This is a genomic window from Amycolatopsis aidingensis (genome assembly GCF_018885265.1).
Lineage (GTDB): Bacteria > Actinomycetota > Actinomycetes > Mycobacteriales > Pseudonocardiaceae > Amycolatopsis > Amycolatopsis aidingensis.
In genome coordinates this window covers 6736896-6754606 of sequence record NZ_CP076538.1, presented here as the reverse complement: position 1 = coordinate 6754606, position 17711 = coordinate 6736896, and the positions used below count along the sequence as shown (strand labels likewise).

Annotated in this window: 17 protein-coding genes; 11 read left to right on the top strand and 6 right to left on the bottom strand. The window is 70.7% G+C overall.

Annotated elements, in window-relative coordinates; all coding sequences use genetic code 11:
• Positions 1-33: 33 nt before the first annotated feature.
• Positions 34-1380, top strand: coding sequence for a glycosyltransferase (locus KOI47_RS30830; protein WP_216217673.1), 1347 nt, complete (start codon positions 34-36; stop codon positions 1378-1380).
• Between the two features lies 1 nt (position 1381).
• On the opposite strand, the gene wecB is transcribed toward KOI47_RS30830, so the two are convergent.
• Positions 1382-2503 (bottom strand): non-hydrolyzing UDP-N-acetylglucosamine 2-epimerase, encoded by a 1122-nt coding sequence (gene wecB / locus KOI47_RS30825; RefSeq protein WP_216210394.1) that lies wholly within the window; start codon positions 2501-2503, stop codon positions 1382-1384.
• A gap of 107 nt (positions 2504-2610) precedes the next feature.
• Between wecB and KOI47_RS30820 the strand changes: the two genes are divergently transcribed.
• On the top strand, positions 2611-3651 hold the full coding sequence (locus tag KOI47_RS30820; protein WP_232376366.1) for a DNA polymerase III subunit beta family protein: 1041 nt from the start codon (positions 2611-2613) through the stop codon (positions 3649-3651).
• A gap of 10 nt (positions 3652-3661) precedes the next feature.
• On the opposite strand, the gene KOI47_RS30815 is transcribed toward KOI47_RS30820, so the two are convergent.
• Entirely contained in the window at positions 3662-5590 is a 1929-nt protein-coding gene (locus KOI47_RS30815; protein ID WP_216210392.1) for an N-acetylmuramoyl-L-alanine amidase, read from the bottom strand.
• Between the two features lie 90 nt (positions 5591-5680).
• Complete coding sequence (locus KOI47_RS30810; RefSeq protein ID WP_216210390.1) at positions 5681-7291, bottom strand: alkaline phosphatase D family protein; 1611 nt, start codon at positions 7289-7291, stop codon at positions 5681-5683.
• Positions 7292-7531: 240 nt separating this feature from the next.
• Here KOI47_RS30810 and KOI47_RS30805 point away from each other — a divergent pair, with 240 nt between their 5' ends.
• The 3 genes from KOI47_RS30805 (at position 7532) to groL (ending at position 10269) form a co-directional block, all read left to right on the top strand.
• A complete protein-coding gene (locus KOI47_RS30805; protein WP_216210388.1) occupies positions 7532-8098 on the top strand; it encodes a GNAT family N-acetyltransferase in 567 nt (188 codons plus the stop codon).
• A gap of 170 nt (positions 8099-8268) precedes the next feature.
• Positions 8269-8562, top strand: a complete 294-nt coding sequence (gene groES / locus KOI47_RS30800; protein ID WP_026360373.1) for a co-chaperone GroES — start codon at positions 8269-8271, stop codon at positions 8560-8562.
• Positions 8563-8655: 93 nt separating this feature from the next.
• Positions 8656-10269 carry a chaperonin GroEL gene (gene groL / locus KOI47_RS30795; protein WP_216210387.1) on the top strand — a complete coding sequence of 538 codons (1614 nt, stop codon included), beginning with the start codon at positions 8656-8658 and terminating at the stop codon, positions 10267-10269.
• A 230-nt stretch (positions 10270-10499) separates the two neighbouring features.
• On the opposite strand, the gene KOI47_RS30790 is transcribed toward groL, so the two are convergent.
• Positions 10500-11240, bottom strand: coding sequence for an SDR family NAD(P)-dependent oxidoreductase (locus KOI47_RS30790; protein WP_216210385.1), 741 nt, complete (start codon positions 11238-11240; stop codon positions 10500-10502).
• Between the two features lie 115 nt (positions 11241-11355).
• On the opposite strand from KOI47_RS30790, the gene KOI47_RS30785 reads away from it, so the two are divergent.
• The gene (locus tag KOI47_RS30785; RefSeq protein ID WP_216210383.1) at positions 11356-11973 is read left to right on the top strand and encodes a TetR/AcrR family transcriptional regulator; all 618 of its coding nucleotides are present in this window, start codon (positions 11356-11358) and stop codon (positions 11971-11973) included.
• Positions 11974-12044: 71 nt separating this feature from the next.
• Here the strand turns inward: KOI47_RS30785 and KOI47_RS30780 are convergent, their stop codons facing one another.
• Positions 12045-12347 carry a WhiB family transcriptional regulator gene (locus tag KOI47_RS30780; protein WP_216210381.1) on the bottom strand — a complete coding sequence of 101 codons (303 nt, stop codon included), beginning with the start codon at positions 12345-12347 and terminating at the stop codon, positions 12045-12047.
• 272 nt (positions 12348-12619) lie between these two features.
• Between KOI47_RS30780 and KOI47_RS30775 the strand changes: the two genes are divergently transcribed.
• The 5 genes from KOI47_RS30775 (at position 12620) to KOI47_RS30755 (ending at position 17129) form a co-directional block, all read left to right on the top strand.
• Positions 12620-13615 carry a MerR family transcriptional regulator gene (locus tag KOI47_RS30775; protein WP_216210379.1) on the top strand — a complete coding sequence of 332 codons (996 nt, stop codon included), beginning with the start codon at positions 12620-12622 and terminating at the stop codon, positions 13613-13615.
• A complete protein-coding gene (locus tag KOI47_RS30770) occupies positions 13612-14499 on the top strand; it encodes a hypothetical protein (RefSeq protein WP_232376365.1) in 888 nt (295 codons plus the stop codon). The genes KOI47_RS30775 and KOI47_RS30770 overlap by 4 nt, the downstream gene beginning before the upstream one ends.
• Positions 14500-14638: 139 nt before the next feature.
• The gene (locus KOI47_RS30765; protein ID WP_003073605.1) at positions 14639-15235 is read left to right on the top strand and encodes a response regulator transcription factor; all 597 of its coding nucleotides are present in this window, start codon (positions 14639-14641) and stop codon (positions 15233-15235) included.
• A gap of 364 nt (positions 15236-15599) precedes the next feature.
• Positions 15600-16172, top strand: coding sequence for a sigma-70 family RNA polymerase sigma factor (locus KOI47_RS30760; RefSeq protein WP_216210377.1), 573 nt, complete (start codon positions 15600-15602; stop codon positions 16170-16172).
• Entirely contained in the window at positions 16173-17129 is a 957-nt protein-coding gene (locus tag KOI47_RS30755) for an anti-sigma-D factor RsdA (protein ID WP_216210375.1), read from the top strand. It begins immediately after the preceding gene.
• Positions 17130-17193: 64 nt separating this feature from the next.
• Here the strand turns inward: KOI47_RS30755 and KOI47_RS30750 are convergent, their stop codons facing one another.
• Positions 17194-17589 carry a DUF5319 domain-containing protein gene (locus KOI47_RS30750; RefSeq protein WP_216210373.1) on the bottom strand — a complete coding sequence of 132 codons (396 nt, stop codon included), beginning with the start codon at positions 17587-17589 and terminating at the stop codon, positions 17194-17196.
• Positions 17590-17711 lie beyond the last annotated feature (122 nt).

Sequence of the window (17711 nt, the reverse complement as noted above, 5' to 3'; positions counted from 1 at the left end):
CTGCTCGGCATCACCCAGGCCTTCGCGCTCACCATGAGCGTGGCGTTCATCGTCTACGTCGTGGTGATCGTGGTGCCCTACCTGCGCCGCAAGCCGCGCCCGGTCGGCGATCCGGCGGAGTTCGAATGGCACTTCATCGTGCCGTGCCTGGACGAGGAAGCCGTCATCGGTGACACCGTGCGCTACCTGCGTGCCACCTTCGGCACCGCGCATGTCTGGGTGGTCGACGACGACTCCGCGGACCGCACGGCCCAGGTGGTGCAGGACCTGTGCCGGCGGGAGGACGCCCCCGACCCGTACCTGCACCTGGTGCGGCGCCGCAGGCCCGAGGCCCGTACCGGTAAGGGCGATGCGCTGAACGCCGCCTACCGGGCCCTCATCGAGTGGAACGGAAAGCACATCCCGACCGACCGCACCATCGTCGCCGTTGTGGACGCCGACGGCAGGCCCGCCGCCGACTGCCTGGAGGTGTGCGCGGCTAGCCACCTCTTCGGCGATGCCGGCATCGGCGCGGTGCAACTGGACGTCTGGATGAGCAACCGGGACACCCCGCCCGCGTACCGATCCTGGTGGCGCCGGAAGTTCGGGATGAAACTGGCCCAGTTGCAGGACCTCGAGTTCCGCACCGCGATCGCCGCGATCCAGAACTCGCGCGGCTACACCGGCACGATCTCCATGGGCGGCAACGGCCAGTTCACCCGGTTGTCCGCATTGGACTCCATCGCCGGGCCGGATGAGCGGCCGTGGCGCGGGTCCCTGCTCGAGGACTTCGAGCTGGGGGTGCACCTGCTCACCGCGGGCTGGCGCACCGGGTTCACCACGGACTCGCACGTGTCCCAGGAGGGCCTGTACAGCCTGCGCCGGTTCCTCACCCAGCGCACCCGCTGGGGGCAGGGCACCATGCAGTGCGGCCGTTACCTGCGCCGGATCTGGGACTCGCCGCATCTGAGCACGCTCGGGGCGGCGGAGATGATGTACTACCTGGCTCAGCCCTGGATGCAGCTGATCGGTTCGCTGCTCTACCCGGTTCCCTTCCTGGTGCTGCTGGCCACCACGGCGGGTGATCCGGTGCGCGTGTGGGAATGGTTCACCGACGGCGCATGGATCCTGTTCGCCATCTACGGCTCGTTCGGGCTGGCCCCGTTCGTCATCTGGGGACCCGTTTACCAGGTGCGTTGCCTGCGCAGCTGGAACCTGTTGCGCGGGATCGGGATGGGATTCGCCTACGCGGCCTACATCTACACCTTCTACATCACCTCGTGGCGCGCGGTGCTGCGGCTCATCCGGCGGCGCAACGGCTGGGCGAAGACCCGGCGCAACACCGAGCTCGACACGGGATCCGAGGCCGCAGCCCCGCGCGTAGCCAGCGGTACCGGCTGAGTCAGTCCCGCTCCGCCAGCCCCTCGATCGCGGCCACGGCACGGGCCGCCGCGGCCCCGTCCCCGTAGGGATTCGGCGCGGCCGTGGCGCGCAGGGTTCCGGACAGCGCGGCGCCCGCGGTCTTGGCGATCAGCTCCGGGTCGGTCCCCACGAGCCAGGCGCAGCCTGCCTGTACCGCTTCCATCCGCTCGGTCACCTCACGCAGCACCAGCACCGGCGTGCCGAAACTGGGCGCCTCCTCCTGGATACCGCCGGAGTCGGTCAGCACCACGGCGGACAGCCGCAGCGCGCGGACCAGATCCGGGTAACCGAGTGGCTCGGTGATCCGCACCTCGGGAAGGTCACCCAGCTCGGCCTCCGCTTGCGCCCGCACGGCGGGATTCGGATGCGCGGGCAACAGCACCCGGATGTCCGGGTGGTCAGCGACGAGCGCACGTACCGCGGCGAACGTGCGCGCCATCGGTTCCCCCCACGACTCCCTGCGGTGCGAGGTGACCAGCACCAGCCTGCCACCGGTGCTCGCCAGTTCCGCCTCCACCGCGGCGAGCGCGTGATTCTCGGCAGGCAGGTCCCGCGCCGCGATGGCCAGTACGGCGTCCACCACGGTGTTCCCGGTGTGCACGATCCGGTCGGCCGGGACCTGCTCGGCTCGCAACGCCGCCGCGGCGCGGTCGGTCGGCACCAGGTGCAGGGCGGCGATCCGCGCCACCATCTGGCGGGTTCCCTCCTCGGGAAAGGGCGCGGACAGGTCGCGGGTGCGCAGCCCTGCCTCCAGATGCACCACCGGGACCCGTAGCCAGAACGCGGCCAGCGCACCGGCCAGCACGGTGGTCGTGTCCCCCTGCACCACCAGCGCGTCCGGCCGCTGCGCGCGCAGCACCTCGTCCAGCGCGGGCAGCAGGCCCGCCACCAGCTCGGCCTGCGATCCGGTGTGCCGCCGCGGCGATCCCAGCAGCGCGTCGACGGCCAGGCCGAACGGGACGAGTGCCTGCTCGACCAGTCCGTCGTGCTGGCCACTGTGTACCAGTACCCGGTCGAGGTCCGGGTGCGCGTCCAGGGCCAGCGCCAGCGGCGCCAGCTTGACCGCCTCCGGCCTGGTCCCAGCCAGCAGCATGATCCGCACGCACGACCTCCCTCCGGCAGGATGGCTCCATTGTGGCCGGTTCGGCCGGGGGGCGCCGCTCGAACGCCGTTGACCTTCGAGTGACTCGAACGCCCAGAATCGGCGATATGGACGATGCCTCCTCGCTGTTGAGTATCAGTGCCTTCGCCCGGACGGTGGGGCTCACCCCGAGCGCGCTGCGTTACTACGACGACTGCGGTGTGCTACGGCCGGCTCGGGTGGACGAGGCGACCGGCTACCGCTACTACGGGACCGGTCAGCAGCGACGGGCGATCATGTTGCGCACCCTGCGCCGGGCCGGTCTCCCGTTGCCCGAGGTCGCCCAGGCCCTGGACGGCGCGGCCGAGGACACCCGGCACCTGTTGCGGGCGCATCTGGACCGGATCCGGCAGGAGGCGACCGCCGCCAGGGCCGCGGTCGAGGACCTGCTGCGCACCCTGCCCGAACCCGGAATCGAGCTGGCGCTCGGCGGCGCCGAGCTGGCCAGCGCGGTGCGGCAGGTGGCACCGGCCGCCGGGACCGACCCGGCGTATCCGCAACTGACCCACGTGCTGATCGAGCTGGACGAGGCGGAGGTACGGCTGGTGGCCACCGACCGCTACCGGCTGGCGCTGCGGGTGCTCGAACCCGCACGGCCGGGCGGTGGTTCCGCCCGCCTGCTCGTGCCGGCCGCGGAGCTGCTGGAACTCGGCCGGTGGGCGGTGGCGCAACCGGAAGTGGTGTTCGAGCTCGGCGAACATGGGGCCACCGTGCGGGCGGGCGGGCAGGTCCGCACGCTGCCCGCGGCCCAGGACACCTTCCCGGCCTACCGGGAGGTCCTGGACGGCCTGCCGCCCCGGCCGCACCGGGTGATCGTCGATCGGGTCCGGCTGCACGATGCGCTGCCCCCCGAGGCGGGGCAGGTGATGCTGAGCGTGGCCGGGCAGCGGCTCCTGGTCGCGGACGGCGCCGGCAGCCTGCCTGCCATCTGCCTCGGTTCGGCACCCCGGATCGCGTTCGACCCCGGGGTACTCGGCGCCGCGCTGGAGTCGAGCGTCGGGCCGGACGTGCTGCTGGAGATCGGCGGGCCGGCCGAGCCGGTGGTGGTCCGCTCGGCCGACCAGGGCAGCTTCACCGCGCTCGTCATGCCGGTGGAGCCTGCCGGCTGACCGGGCTCGGCTACCTCAGTGCGGGCAGGACCAGTACGTCCTTCGCCTTGACGTAGGCGAACCGGTGGCCGAACTGGATCTGCACGTACCGGGTGTCGCCCCGGACCACGACATGCTCGGCCGGGTCGAAGGTGGTGGCGGCGTAGTACTCCGACTGTCCGCGCCAGCCGGCCGAGTAGCGCTGGCCCTGCGGCAACTCGTACTGCAGCGGCACGATCTGCTGTGGCGGCCTGCCCTCCGGGTAGGCTCCGGCCTCCGGATACGCCCTGCCGTAGACCGGAACCGGGCCGAGGCCGGGCTTGGCCACCACCATGCTGCCCCGCACCGTATGCGCCCTGGGCGCATACGGTGGGTTGTGGAACCAGCCCTTCTGGCCCAGGTACCAGATCGCGGTCCAGTCACCACGCACCTCGGCCACGGCGTACCGCTGGCCGGTCTCGGTGCGGCTGCCGATATCGGACACCCGCATGGTGGCGGGTGAGCCGTCCGGGTGCAGTCCGATGTCGGTCAGCAGCGGGGCGTCCGGCCGGGGCTCGGTGCGCAGCACCACCGAGCCGGAGCCGCGGGAAGGGCAGCGGGCGGTGGGATTGTCCCGGTCACAGCCGAAGAACTCCGGCCGGTTGCGCGCGAACTCCGGCGCGATCTCCAGCAGGTGCGAGCCGGGGCGCACCTTGCCGCCGGCGAACGGGGCGCCCATCAGGTCGAAGTAGTGCGCCCAGTCCCAGTACGGGCCCGGGTCCCAGTGCATCTGGGGCACCCGGTTCGGAACGGTGCCGGGAACGTTGTCGTGTCCGATGATGTGCGCGCGATCCAGCGGGATGTCGTACTTCTCGGCCAGGTGCCGCACCAGCTTGGCCGAGGTCCGGTACATCGCCTCGGTGTACCAGGTGCCCTGCGCGGCGAACCCCTCGTGCTCGAGGCCGATCGACTTGGCGTTGACGTGCCAGTTCCCGGCGTGCCAGCCGACGTCCCTGGTGGGAACGTGCTGGGCGATGTGCCCGTCGGCGGAACGCAGGGTGTAGTGCCAGCTCACGTAGGTCGGATCCTGCACCAGCCGCAACGCGGTGTCCCAGTAACCCTCGGTGTCGTGGATGACGATGTACTCGATCTGCTGGTCTTCCGGGCGGTTTGCCTTGTCGTGGTTACCGTAGTCGTTACCGGGAAGTTCTTGGTACGGAGCGGGGATCCACTCGCAAGAGATCTCTTGTGGACATTCCACTTCGGACGTGTCCGGGATGCGGAGGTCGAGCTCGGCGAGCTGGTCCCTTGCCGGGACGATGCCGGGATCGGCGGCCAGCCGCATCCGCTGCCCGTCATCGGTGCGCCGGTGCTGGCCGTTCGCGATCACCGCGAACACCTCGTCGGCGAACGCGGCCGCCGCGGTGCTCTCGGCGGCCCCGCTGTAGCGGGCCACGGCGCCGTACCAGTCCGCGGGACTGCCGGTGTCGTGGCCGAGCCCGTGCTGGTAGTGCGCGAGCAGTGCGGCGCCGCCGCGGATGTTCTGTGCCGGGTCGGCGCGCAGCGTCGCCGGGTCGGTCCCGGTCAGCTCGGCGGCCAGGTCCACCGTCTGCAGCTCCGGTTTCGGTTCCGGGGCGGGTGGCGCCTGCGGCAGCAGCGGCGACCGCGCGCTGTCCCCACGCGGATCCTCGCCGCCCTCGTCGTGGTGCGTGCCCCCGCCCGCGGCGCGCAGATCGGTGAGGTGCATCGGCCCGTAGCCCGCGCTGGTGCTCGGGGTGCCCCCGTTGGTGTCCCACCGGGACTCCAGATAGGAGACGCCGAGCAGTACTCGTTCGGGCACCCCGAACTCGGCGGCCGCGGCGGCGAAGGCCCGCTGGCGCAGCTGGTCGGCGGGTATCGGCTCGGCGGCGGACGGGGACGCCGCCAGCCCGGCGACGAGCAGGATGGTCGAGGCGACGGTGGCCAGGCGGCGCACAGGCATCGAGTACCCCCACGGTATATGACTGTGGGTCGTGAGTATCCAACGCGATGTGATCGACGTTGGATACTCACGACCGCGGGCGCAGTCAGCTTACTGCGGTTCGATCTCCGTGAGACCCCTCCGACGGTCGGATATGAGGAAGGAGGCCCTGGTGGACACCGCGGCGTCCGGCTCGGTGACCTTGTCCAGCACGCGGAAGTCGGCGCGGATCTGGTGCCGGTCGATCCGGGTGCGGACATAGCCGCGCTGGGCGTTGAAGAACTTGATGTGCGGGTTGCGCCGCAGGTTCGGGTTGGTGCTCGGGTCGGAGTCCGCGCCGTTGCCGCCCGAGCTGATGGAGGTGGTGACCAACTCGGTGCCGACGGCCGGGCTGTCCGGGTCGGCGTAGTCGGCCTTGAGCTCGTTCGCCCAGTGTGTGTGCACATCGCCGGTGAGCACGACCGGGTTGCGTACGCGTGCGTCCTGCCAGCCCCGCACCACCCGCTCGCGGGAGCCCTGGTAGCCGTCCCAGGCGTCCATGCTGCGGGCTCCGGATGCGCTCAGCCGCTGGGCGAAGAACACCTGCTGGCCGAGGATGTCCCAGCGGGCCCGGGAGCGGCGGAAGTTGTTCAGCAGCCAGGCCTCCTGCTCGGGCCCGGTGAGGGTGCGCGCCGGGTCGGCGGCGTCCTCGCACACCTTCCAGCCGTCCCCGCAGGCCTGGTCGTCGCGGTGCTGCCGGGTGTCCAGCATGTGGAAGTTGGCCAGCGAACCCCACTGCACCTGGCGGTAGAGCCGGATGTCCGGCCCGTTCGGCTTGCTGCGGCGGCGCAGCGGCATGTTCTCGTAGTAGGCCCGGAAGGCGTCGGCCCTGCGGCGCATGAAGTCCGGTTGCGGGATGTGCGGCTTCTCGTGGACCTCGTCGGCCCAGTTGTTGTCCACCTCGTGGTCGTCCGGTACGACCAGCCAGGGTGCCACGGCGTGCGCGGCGCGCAGGTCGGCGTCGGTGCGGTACTGGGCGTAACGCTGCCGGTAGTTGGCCAGGGTCTCGGTCTCCGGGCCGCGGTGGTCGCGCACGTTGCCGTCCGGGGAGACGTAGACGTTCGGCGCGTACTCGTACATGTAGTCGCCAAGGTGCAGTACCAGGTCGGGTTCATCGGCGGCCAGGTAGCGGTAGGCGTGGAAGTAGCCGTGCTCGAACTGCGAGCAGGAGGCGAAGCTCATCGCGAGCCCGGAACCGAAGATGCCGACCAGCGGCGCGGTGCGGGTGCGGCCGACGGGGGAGACGTGCCTGCCGACCCGGAACCGGTAGAAGTACTCCCAGCCGGGCAGCAGCCCGGCGACCTCGGCGTGCACCGCATAGCCGTGTTCCGGTCCGGTGCGCTCGTGGCCGCGGCGCACCACGAGGCGGAAGCGTTCGTCGAGGGCGATCTCCCAGTGCACTTCGACGTGCCTGCGGTTCATCCCGCCGAGGCCGTCCTCGGCCAGCGGACGGGGTGCGAGGCGGGTCCACAGCACGACGCTGTGCTGGTCCGGGTCGCCGGAGGCAACGCCAAGGGTGAAGGGGTCGCCGGTGATCCGCTCACCGGCACCCTGCGCGGCGGCCGTGGAGGTGCCGAGCGCGCCGGCCGCCATGGCGGCCGCGCCGACGGCGGCGCCCCCGACCAGGACATTGCGGCGTGAAGGCCGGGCGGACGTGGTGGTGTACTCGCCTGATTCGGACATGAAGGCTCCCCGCAGTAGTGGAGTCAGTCGGGACCCGCACAGCTTGCGGCAGCGCCGTGGCCGTGATCGCCCCATCAGGTGATCACCCGGTGAACCTTTCCCTGCCCGCCCACCGCCCACCCGGGGTGCGTTTAGCGGGCAAACCGTAGCCGGAGGGGCGCCCGGAAGTGCGTTTAGCGGGCAAACCGCACTGCCCGGGGTGCGTTTAGCGGGCGAACTGTGGCCACGGATGATGGATGGGTGATTCCCGCCGAAACACTGACCGGTCGCCGGGTCCGGCTGCGCCGCTGGCGGGAGACCGACGTGGACACGCTGTTGCAGGTGGTCTCCGAATCGCTGGACCATCTGCGGCCATGGATGTTGTGGGCGGTACCGCCCTACGACCGCGCGGCCGCCACCGACTTCCTCACCCGTGCCCAGGCAGGCTGGCTCGAGGGCGAGAGCTACGCCTACGCCATCACGGTCCCGGGCGTGACGGTCGGTGCGTGCGGCCTGGAACGCCGGATCGGCCCGGGCGCGTTGGAGATCGGTTACTGGCTGCATCCGGCGCATACCGGCAGCGGCCTGGCGACCGAGGCAGCCGCCATACTGGTCGAGCAGGCGTTCGCTCTCCCCGCCGTCGACCGGGTTCAGATCTGGCACGACCTGGCGAACACCACCAGCGCGGGTGTGCCCCGCAGGCTCGGCTTCACCGAGGTTGCCCGGCATACTCCGCCGCGCAACCCGCCCAGTCCGGGCGAGGTGGGCGTGGACGTCGTATGGGAACTGACCGCGGAAGAAAACAGCCGGTCAGGGGTCTTGTGCTGACCGGTTCCCGGCAGGTAGGGGGTCTGCTTGCGTGGCTAGCACTCACCTCGCTAGAGTGCTAATTGCACGGCACCGCACACGCCCCGGCACCCGCGACGGCGGGGTGGTAGGCGCCGTAAAGAAATTCAGGTACCTGCCAACGCTTTCGACGACCCGTGGAGGTCAACCCGGTGAGCGTGAACATCAAGCCGCTCGAGGACAAGATCGTTGTCCAGACGAGTGAGGCCGAGGAGACGACGGCTTCCGGTCTCGTGATCCCGGACACTGCGAAGGAAAAGCCCCAGGAGGGCAAGGTCCTGGCCGTGGGCCCGGGCCGGATCGACGACAAGGGCAACCGCGTCCCGGTGGACGTCAAGGAAGGCGACGTCGTCATCTACTCCAAGTACGGCGGCACCGAGGTCAAGTACAACGGTGAGGACTACTTGATCCTGTCCGCCCGCGACGTGCTGGCCGTCATCAACTGACGACCCGCGTGATGCGCCGAACGCCCCGGGCCCCGCATTGCCGGGGGTCGGGGCGTTCATTTGCTCTTCGGTAATAGAGCAGAGAGGTTATTGATGCCCAAGCAGATCAACTTCGACGAGGACTCTCGTCGTGCGCTGGAGCGCGGGGTGAACCAGCTGGCCGATGCGGTCAAGGTGACCCTTGGCCCGCGCGGCAGGCACGTCGTGCTCGACAAGAAGTTCGGCGGCCCGACCATCACGCTCGACGGGGTCACGGTCGCCAGGGAAATCGAGCTGGACGACCCGTACGAGGACCTCGGCGCCCAGCTCGCCAAGAGTGTCGCAACCAAGACCAACGACGTCGCCGGGGACGGCACCACCACCGCGACGGTTCTGGCCCAGTCGCTGGTGTCGGTCGGCCTGCGTAACGTGGCAGCCGGCGCGAACCCGGCCGCGCTGGGCCGCGGCATCGGTGCGGCCGCGGAGAAGGTCGTCGAGATCCTCAAGGACAAGGCGACTCCGGTGAAGGGCCGGGACAACATCGCCCAGGTCGGCACCGTGACCTCCCGGGACGCCAATATCGGTGCGCTGCTCGGTGAGGCCGTGGAGAAGGTCGGTGAGGACGGTGTGATCACCGTGGAGGAGTCCTCCACGCTGGCCACCGAGCTGTCCATCACCGAGGGCGTGCAGTTCGACAAGGGCTTCCTTTCCGCGCACTTCGCCACCGGCTCGGAAGAGCAGCGGGCGGTGCTCGAGGACGCCTACGTCCTGCTGCACCGGGAGAAGATCTCCGCGCTGAACGACCTGCTACCCGTGCTGGAGAAGGTCGTCGAGGCGAAGAAGCCGCTGCTGATCATCGCCGAGGACGTGGAGGGCGAGGCGCTGTCCACCCTGGTGGTGAACTCGCTGAAGAAGACGATCAGCGCGGTGGCGGTCAAGGCGCCGTTCTTCGGTGACCGGCGCAAGGCGTTCATGGACGACCTCGCGGTGGTGACCGGCGGTGAGGTCATCACGACCGAGCTGGGCCGCAAGCTCTCCGAGACCGGCCTCGAGTCGCTCGGCAGGGCACGGCGCGTCGTGGTCAGCAAGGACGACACCACGATCGTCGACGGTGCGGGCAGCAAGGAGGATCTGGACGCCCGGATCGCGCAGCTCCGCAAGGAGATCGAGGCGACCGACTCCGACTGGGACCGGGAGAAGCTGCAGGAGCGGCTGGCCAAGCTCGCCGGCGGCGTCGCGGTGATCAAGGTCGGTGCGGCCACCGAGACCGAGCTGAACGAGCGCAAGCACCGCATCGAGGACGCGGTGAACTCCACCAAGGCTGCCGTCGAGGAAGGCATCGTGCCCGGCGGCGGTTCGGCACTGGTGCACGCGGTCAAGGAGCTTGACGACTTCGCCAAGACGCTGGAGGGCGACGAAGCACTGGGTGCGTTCATCGTCCGGGACGCGCTGCATGCGCCGCTGAAGTGGATCGCCACCAACGCCGGCTACGAGGGCGCGGTCATCGTGTCCAAGGTCAAGGAGCAGAACTGGGGGCAGGGCTTCAACGCCGCCACCGGTGAGCTGACCGACCTGATGGCTGCCGGGATCATCGACCCGGTCAAGGTGACCCGCTCCGCGGTCTCCAACGCCGCCTCCATCGCCCGGCTCGTGCTCACCACGGAAGCCTCCGTGGTGGACCGGCCGGAGGAGGCCGAGGAAGGCCAGGGGCACGGCCACGGCCACTGACCCGGCCAAGTACGTACCGCCCGGACGGGGGCGGCATCTCCACGCCGGAGATGCCGCCCCCGTTTTTCGTCGGCCCCGAGACGGCCCTCGTCCCGCCCCGCGGCCGGCCGCCGACGAGTGCAGTTTGCCCGCTAAACGCACCGCGGAGGCCCGCCGAAGTACATTTCGCGGGCAAACCGCACCCCGGGGCGGCGCCGGCCGGTGCAGTTTGCCCGCTAAACGCACTGCCGTCAGGCGTTCAGGCCGCCGTCGACGGTGATGGCGGTGCCGTTGATGAAGCGGCCGCCATCGCCGGCCAGGTAGGCCACGGTCGCCGCCACATCGGCGGCCTGTGCGTACCGGCCGGTCGGGTTGAGCTCGAGCTGTGGCGCGGCGCCCGCTCCGTCGGCCGGGTTCATCTCGGTGTCCGTCGACCCCGGTTGCACCACCGTGGCGGTGATCCCACGGGGACCCAGCTCCCGCGCCAGCCCCCTGCTGAGCCCGAGCAGCGCGGACTTGCTCGCCGAGTACAGGCTCAGCCCGGGCCACGGCACCCGCTCGGCGAGGTTGCTACCGGTGCTGATGATCCGTCCGCCATCGGCCATATGCGCCACGGCGGCCTTCGTCGCCACCAGCACCGCACGGACGTGGATCGCCAGCGTGCGGTCGATCTCCTCGACCGACAGCTCCTCGATCGGCCCGTTCGGGAAGATGCCCGCGTTGTTGACCAGGATGTCGAGGCCGCCGAACGCCTCGGCGGCGGCGTCCACCGCGGCCGTCACCGCTGCGGCGTCGGCGCTGTCCGCCCGGATCGCCATCCCTTTCCGGCCGGATCCCTCGATGCGGGCCACGACCTCCTGCGCGCGTTCCGGTGAGCCGGCGTAGGTCACCGCCACGTTCGCGCCGTCCTCGGCCAGCCGGGCGGCCACCGCCGCTCCGATTCCGCGGCTTCCCCCGGTCACCAGCGCACGCTTGCCGTCGAGTGCGGACATCGTCCACCCCGTCCTCTCTGAAGTCGGCTTGAATTCTGTATCGGTCGACACATAATTACGCCGGGTACGATCGGGGGTCAAGGTTTTTTGTGTCGATCGGTATGGAAAGCGAGTCATGTCACCTCGAGGCCGCCCGCGGGGCTTCGATCGCGAGGCCGCACTGACCGCGGCCATGCACGTCTTCTGGGAACGTGGCTACGAGGGTGCGTCGCTGGCGGACCTCACCGCCGCGATGGGCATCAGCTCACCGAGTCTCTACGCCGCGTTCGGCGGCAAGGAAGCCCTCTTCCGGGAGGCGGTCCAGCTCTACGGCTGCACCTTCGGCGACCGCACGGCCGACGCGCTCGGCACGCAGCCCACCGCCCGCGCGGCGATCGAGGCGATGTTGCGGGACAACGCGAAGACCTATACCGACCCCGGGCTGCCGCGCGGGTGCATGATCGTGCTGTCAGCCACGAACTACGCGCCGAGCAACATCGGCGTGCGGGACTACCTGGCCGAGCTGCGCCGGGCCAACCAGGAGGACATCCGGTGCAGGCTGGACCGCGGGGTCGAGGACGGTGACCTGCCCGCAGGCGCGGATACGGCCGCGATGGCCGCCTTCTACGGCACGGTGCTGCACGGCCTTTCCATCCAGGCGCGCGATGGCTGGGATATGGACGAACTGGGCATGGTCATCGACACGGCGATGGCGGCCTGGGACCGGTGTGCCGAACCGGCCGCCAGACACTGAGCGGGGGTGGCGCCGCATCCGGCGGCACCACCCCCGCTCGGTCCCCTGCCGAAACCCACCCTTCGCCAGGCTCAACTACCGGTCAGGCTGAGTGACCGTTTTTCTGATCTGATGATGCTTTCGCGTTCCGATTCGGAGAGCCCGCCCCAGATGCCGTAGGGCTCATGCACGGCGAGCGCGTGACTGCGGCACAGCTCCAGTACGGGACAGGTCTGGCAAATCGCCTTTGCCTTGGCCTCCCGCCGGGCTCTCGCCGGTCCCCGCTCGCCGTCCGGATGGAAGAAGGATCCGCTGTCCATCCCCCGGCACGCCCCCTCGAGCTGCCAGTCCCACACATCCGCGTTCGGCCCAGGGAGTCTGCGCGTATCTGCCATCGTGACCGCCTCCGCTGTCCGGCTCCATCAGCGCCGGATCGTGCAGTTGTACTGTGCGACTACTCCATTTGGTGCAACGGGCGTAACGGTAGAACCGCGCCAATACTTGTTCAAGGGATTCTCCGCGATTCAACCGTTAGGCATCCCCCGTCTGTGTGAGCAGCGCAGAAGCGCCGGGAAATCCGCGGTTGCCGCACCCGAATCCGGCCGGGATATTGGACCGAGTGGGATCGGAGTCTGGCTCAGATCACGCAGCCGACAGACGTTCGGTCGTGCGTGCCCCGGCCCGCGCCACGGTCGCGGCCGAGCCCACGCTCCCGGTCGCGTCGGTGGCGCGGCGGCTCGGCGTCGCGCCCTCCACGTTGCGCACCTGGGATCGTCGCTACGGGGTGGGCCCGAGCAAGCACACCGGCGGACGGCACCGCCGGTATGGCCAGGCCGACGTCAACCGGCTCGAACTCATGCAACGCGCCCTGCTCAGCGGCGCGTCCACCGCGGAAGCGGCCCGCTACGCGCTGGAGCACCTGCCCAAGTCCGGGCCCGGGACGCAGGCGGCGTCACCCGAGGTGGCGGTACGCATCGAGGTGCCCGACGGTTCCGTGGTGCTGGCCGCCGAGGAGCCGGGCGGCACGGCCGGACCCGCCCGGCTCGCCCGCAGGCTCAGCGCGGCGGCACTGGCCATGGACACCCATGCCGTGCAGCGGCTGCTCACCGAGGCGATCTCCGAGTACGGGGCGGTGCGCGCGTGGACCGAGGTGATGGATCCGGTACGGGCCGCGCTGAACGGGAGCTGGCGGCCGGATGGCGCCGGGGCCGAGGTGGAGCACCTGCTCGCCGAATGCGCGCTCGCCGCGCTGCTGCGCGCCGCCCCGGTACCCGCCGAGCCACCGAACCAGCGTCCCGTGCTGCTCGGCAGCGTGCCGGCGGAACGGGACCCGCTACCGCTGTACGCCCTCGCCGCCGGGCTGACAGCCTGGCGGCTGCTCACCCAGTCCTTCGCCGGGCCGTTGTCCGCGGACGTGCTGGCCGTCGCCGTGCGGCGCAGCCTGCCGGCCGCCGTGGTGCTGTGGGCCCGGCGGCGCGAGACGGCCGATCCGCGGCTGTTCGCCCGGCTGACCCGCGGGCGCCAGCGCGGCAGGCTGTTCGCCTGCGGCCCCGGCTGGGATCCGGTGACCCTGCCGGCCAGGGTGGAGCTGCTCGGCGAGCTGCCCGCCGCGGCCGAGCGGATCCGGTACGTGCTGCTGGGTGGCGGTACGGCACCCTCATGACCGACATCGGGACCGGCCTGGCGGAGACCGGCGAGCAGCGGCTGCGCCGCGCGGCCTTCGGCGACGCACCCGCGATCGGCGAGCGGGAGCTCGCGGCCGCGGTGAGCGCGCATCCGCGCACCCGGCTGCTGGCGGCGGTGCTGTTCGGCGCTCGCGGACGGTACGCCGCCGCCGCGGCCATCCTCGACCAGCTCTCCCGCGGACCGGACCCGGTCACCGCCGCACTCGCCGGGGTGACCCTGGCGGCGCACCGGCGGCAGCTCGGCGGGCATGCCCGCGCGCGCGAACTGGACGGCGCCGCGCTGCTGCGTACCGAGGCGGCAGGCGAGCGCGACCGCGCCGATCCGGACGGGCTGGACGTCTCCGGTGCCCGCGCCGACGCCCTGCTCGGCCTGGCCGCTGACAACCTCGGCCTCGGCAGGCTGGCGGTGGCCCGCAGGCTGGCCGCCATGGCGGTGGCTGGCAGGCCCGGATGGCGGACGAAGGTGCGCGCGGGCTGGGTCCGCGCGGAGATCGAACTGCTCGCGGGGGACGCGGCCGTCGCGGTGCGGTACGCGGAACCGGCCGCCGAGCTCGCCGCGAGCCGGGCTGCCGTCCGGCACGCGATCAAGTCGGACCTCGTGCTCGGTGCGGCCCTCGCCGGCTGCGGTTCGCCCGCGAAACGTAGCCGGGCGGCGGGGCTCGTGGGGGCCGCGCTGGCGGAGGCTGAGAAGCTGGAGCTGTGGTCGCTGGCATGGCCCGCGGGTCTGCTCGCCGCCGAACTGGACGAGGCCGCGGCCGAGCGGCATCGATCCAGAGTTACTCGCCAGTTGCACGCTGTGTTACGACAGGCAGACGTCGAGGGAAGGAGGCTGGCGCGGGCATCTCCGTGGGTGCCGATCTGACGTGTTTCCTGGGTCACACCGCCCATACCGACATCCGAGCGAGGCTTTCTCAAAAAAAGCCACCGGATCGTGTCAAGGTTGGGCCTAAAGCGTCCGATAGGGGATATGGAATGTCACCCGGCTGCAGGAAGGAAACCCCGTGACGACGGTCTTGATCTGCGACGACCGACGCAGTGTCCGCGAAGGGCTCACCCGCGTGATGTCTGCCGTTCCCGGCGTCAGTCGCATCGACTGTGTAGCGCACGGTGACGAGTTGCTCGCCAGGTACTCCCGGCAGCCGGTCGATGTCGTGCTGGTCGGCACCCAGCGCGCGGTACCGACTGGCGTGGAGGCGACCCGCAGGCTGGTCTCCGCCAATCCTCAAGCCAACGTCATCGTCTTCGGCGCTCCGGACGACGCGGGCAGCATCGCCGCCGCCATCGCGGGCGGTGCACGTGGCTACCTTCGCTGGGACGCCTCCCGTCCCGAACTCGTCGCCGCGCTGGCGCACACCCTCGCCAGCACCTCGGTGCCCGCGCCCCGCCAGCCCTCCGACCCCGGCGTGCAGCTCACCGAGCGCGAGCTGCAGGTGCTGCGCGGGATGAGCCAGGGCAAGAGCAACGGCCAGATCGGGCGTGAGCTCTACCTGTCCGAGGACACCGTGAAGACCCACGCCCGCCGGCTGTTCCGCAAGCTCGGTGTGCGGGACCGCGCGCAAGCCGTCGCGCATGGCTTCCGCCGCGGTCTGGTGTCCTGACCAGCGGAAACGGTCTCTCCGGCTGCGTTCCTCCCGATTCCACGGGACGGGAGGGGCGTAGTCGTGTGGTGTCGTACGGTCGTGTGCACGGTCACGTCCGTAGCTGTGCCCACAGTCATGCCCGCATTCGTACCCACAAGGACACAAAACCGACATCTACGACCTCTTCTTAGGTCGTTGAATTTTCGATGACAGCAGGTACGCTTGCAATCCTGCGTGAACCCGAAAGGCGCGCCGGTGGTGACCGTAAGCAGGCACCTGCAGGTGCGCGCGGTACGGTGGGTGTCACCGGCGTGAGGGATGTCGAATGCCACGCGCCGGCCTCTTTGCACGCCTACACGTAACACCGGGACTGTTGTCTGCGATGGCCAATGTGGGGGATGGACTGGACGTGCCAGTCACCGCCGCTGTCGAGGGTGAGCCTCAGGCAGTGGATCGGTTGCTGGCCGCTATCCGTCCCCTTGTGGTGCGGTACTGCCGCGCCCGAGTCGGTAGGCAGGAACGTTCGTTCGCTTCGGCAGACGATGTCGCGCAGGAGGTGTGTCTCGCGGTGCTCACGGCATTGCCTTCGTACCGTGACCAGGGCCGCCCATTCCTGGCCTTCGTCTACGGCATCGCACAACACAAGGTGGCCGACGCGCATCGCGCGGCGGCGCGCAACCGCGCCGAGCCGGTCGCCGAGGTACCGGACGAGGTGGAGGGCGGTGTCGGCCCGGAACAGCGTGCCCTACAGGGCGAGCTGAACGCGCGCATGGCCCAGCTGCTCGACGTACTGCCGGACAAGCAACGCGAGATCGTGGTGCTGCGAGTGGTCGTGGGGCTCTCCGCCGAGGAGACCGCGGAAGCCGTGGGGTCGACCCCGGGGGCTGTCCGAGTGGCCCAGCACCGGGCCCTAGCGAGGCTCCGCAAGGTGCTGGCCGCTGAGGAGGTGGTCTGAATGACGGAACGGGACAACGGGCGTGCGTACGACGAGCACGAACTCGATGCCGCCGCTGAGGACGTCGAGCAGTCGGAGTCCGAGGCTCTCGGCCGGTCCTCCCTGCCGGACATCACCGCCACCCAGGCCGACGACGCCCTGCTGGACGCGCTCGGTGGCTCGGACCCGAAGGTGGCCGACAGCCTTGGCGACCAGGAGCTGAACGCCCTGCTGCTGGCATGGCGGCGGGACATCGACAGCGAGCCGCTGGCCGAACTGGTCGACACCGAGACCGCGGTGCGGACCGTGCAGACGGCCGCACTGGCCCAGCGCAACGGGTCGGGCGGACGCAGGCGCAGGTTTCTGGTCCCGGTCGCCGCGGCTGCCGCGGTGCTCGCCATCGCGTTCACCGGCACCGGGCTGGCCGCGCGGGACGCGCAGCCGGGGGACATGCTCTGGGGCCTGACCAAGGTGCTCTACGCCGACCAGGCGAAGTCCATCGAGGCAGCGGCCACGGTGCGGCTGGACCTCGACGAGGCGCAGGCAGCCATCACCGCGGGCCGGTACGAGGAGGCAAGGCAGAAGCTCGAGGAGGCCCGGCGGGCGCTGGAGCAGGTTTCCACCGAGGAGGAACGGGAGAAACTGAACGCCCAGCACCGCGCGCTGTCCCTGCAGCTTGGCGACCCGCAGGACGGGTCGGGGGACAACCAGTCGGATCCGCCGCCGCAGTCCAACAAGTCGCAGTCCAACAAGCAGCCTTCGGACAGCCAGCCCGGCTCGTCCGATGACCCGCCCACGTCCGCGCAGCTCGACCCGCGAACCTCGACCCAGCAGCCGCCGTCCTCGACCTCGCTGCCGCCGTCGACCACCGCCACGCCCTCCGATGAGGGCACCGGCAGCGAGCCGGGCAGCAGCCCGCGGTTCGACACCTCCGGTGCGGGCGAGGCCAACGAACCGCAGGACCAACCGGCCAACTGAGCGACCGACGAGAGCAGGGCGCGCGACCACTTCGGTCGCGCGCCCTGCTCTCGTCGGTCGTGGCTCAGCGAGCGGTCTCGTTCGCGGTGACGCCGTCGGCGTACCCGCGGCAGTAGTCCCAGCTCACGTAGTCGGCGGGATTCGGGTCGAACGCGGGCTCGTGCGGGCGCATGCGCCCGTCGGAGAGCAGCTGTTCGAGGCTGGCCCGCAGCAGGTGCCAGTCGTGGTAATGCGGCTGGTCGCACTCACCGCAGTCGACGACGATCCCGCGTACCCCGCGCGGCGCCAGCAGTGCCTGGTAGACGGCGAGGTCGGCGAGGTCCGCCAATAGCTCGGTGCGTTCGTCGTCGCTGATCGGCTCACCCGGGTCCTCGTCGAGGGCAGCAATCTCCCTGGCCGGGTCGTCCGGGTCGTCGGCGAACGGGTCTGGGGGCAGCACGTCGTGTGGCACGACCTGCACGGTACCGGGCCGGTGGTGGGTGCCGTCCAGTAGCCTTGGCCGAAGCCACCCCGGCCCGTCGGCGTGTTCCGGACGTCACTCCGGGTGCCACAGGCGTCCAGGTCGCGGGCGAGGCCGATACC

Bases quoted from the DNA above. Each gene is read 5' to 3' on its own strand.
- KOI47_RS30790 (WP_216210385.1), bottom strand. From the start codon at position 11,240: ATGTCCGCACTCGACGGCAAGCGTGCGCTGGTGACCGGGGGAAGCCGC.
- KOI47_RS30770 (WP_232376365.1), top strand. From the start codon at position 13,612: ATGACCGACATCGGGACCGGCCTGGCGGAGACCGGCGAGCAGCGGCTG.
- KOI47_RS30820 (WP_232376366.1), top strand. From the start codon at position 2,611: ATGGACGATGCCTCCTCGCTGTTGAGTATCAGTGCCTTCGCCCGGACG.
- KOI47_RS30755 (WP_216210375.1), top strand. From the start codon at position 16,173: ATGACGGAACGGGACAACGGGCGTGCGTACGACGAGCACGAACTCGAT.
- KOI47_RS30830 (WP_216217673.1), top strand. From the start codon at position 34: ATGAGCGTGGCGTTCATCGTCTACGTCGTGGTGATCGTGGTGCCCTAC.
- KOI47_RS30815 (WP_216210392.1), bottom strand. From the start codon at position 5,590: ATGCCTGTGCGCCGCCTGGCCACCGTCGCCTCGACCATCCTGCTCGTC.
- groL (WP_216210387.1), top strand. From the start codon at position 8,656: ATGCCCAAGCAGATCAACTTCGACGAGGACTCTCGTCGTGCGCTGGAG.
- KOI47_RS30785 (WP_216210383.1), top strand. From the start codon at position 11,356: ATGTCACCTCGAGGCCGCCCGCGGGGCTTCGATCGCGAGGCCGCACTG.
- KOI47_RS30780 (WP_216210381.1), bottom strand. From the start codon at position 12,347: ATGGCAGATACGCGCAGACTCCCTGGGCCGAACGCGGATGTGTGGGAC.
- KOI47_RS30760 (WP_216210377.1), top strand. From the start codon at position 15,600: ATGGCCAATGTGGGGGATGGACTGGACGTGCCAGTCACCGCCGCTGTC.
- KOI47_RS30810 (WP_216210390.1), bottom strand. From the start codon at position 7,291: ATGTCCGAATCAGGCGAGTACACCACCACGTCCGCCCGGCCTTCACGC.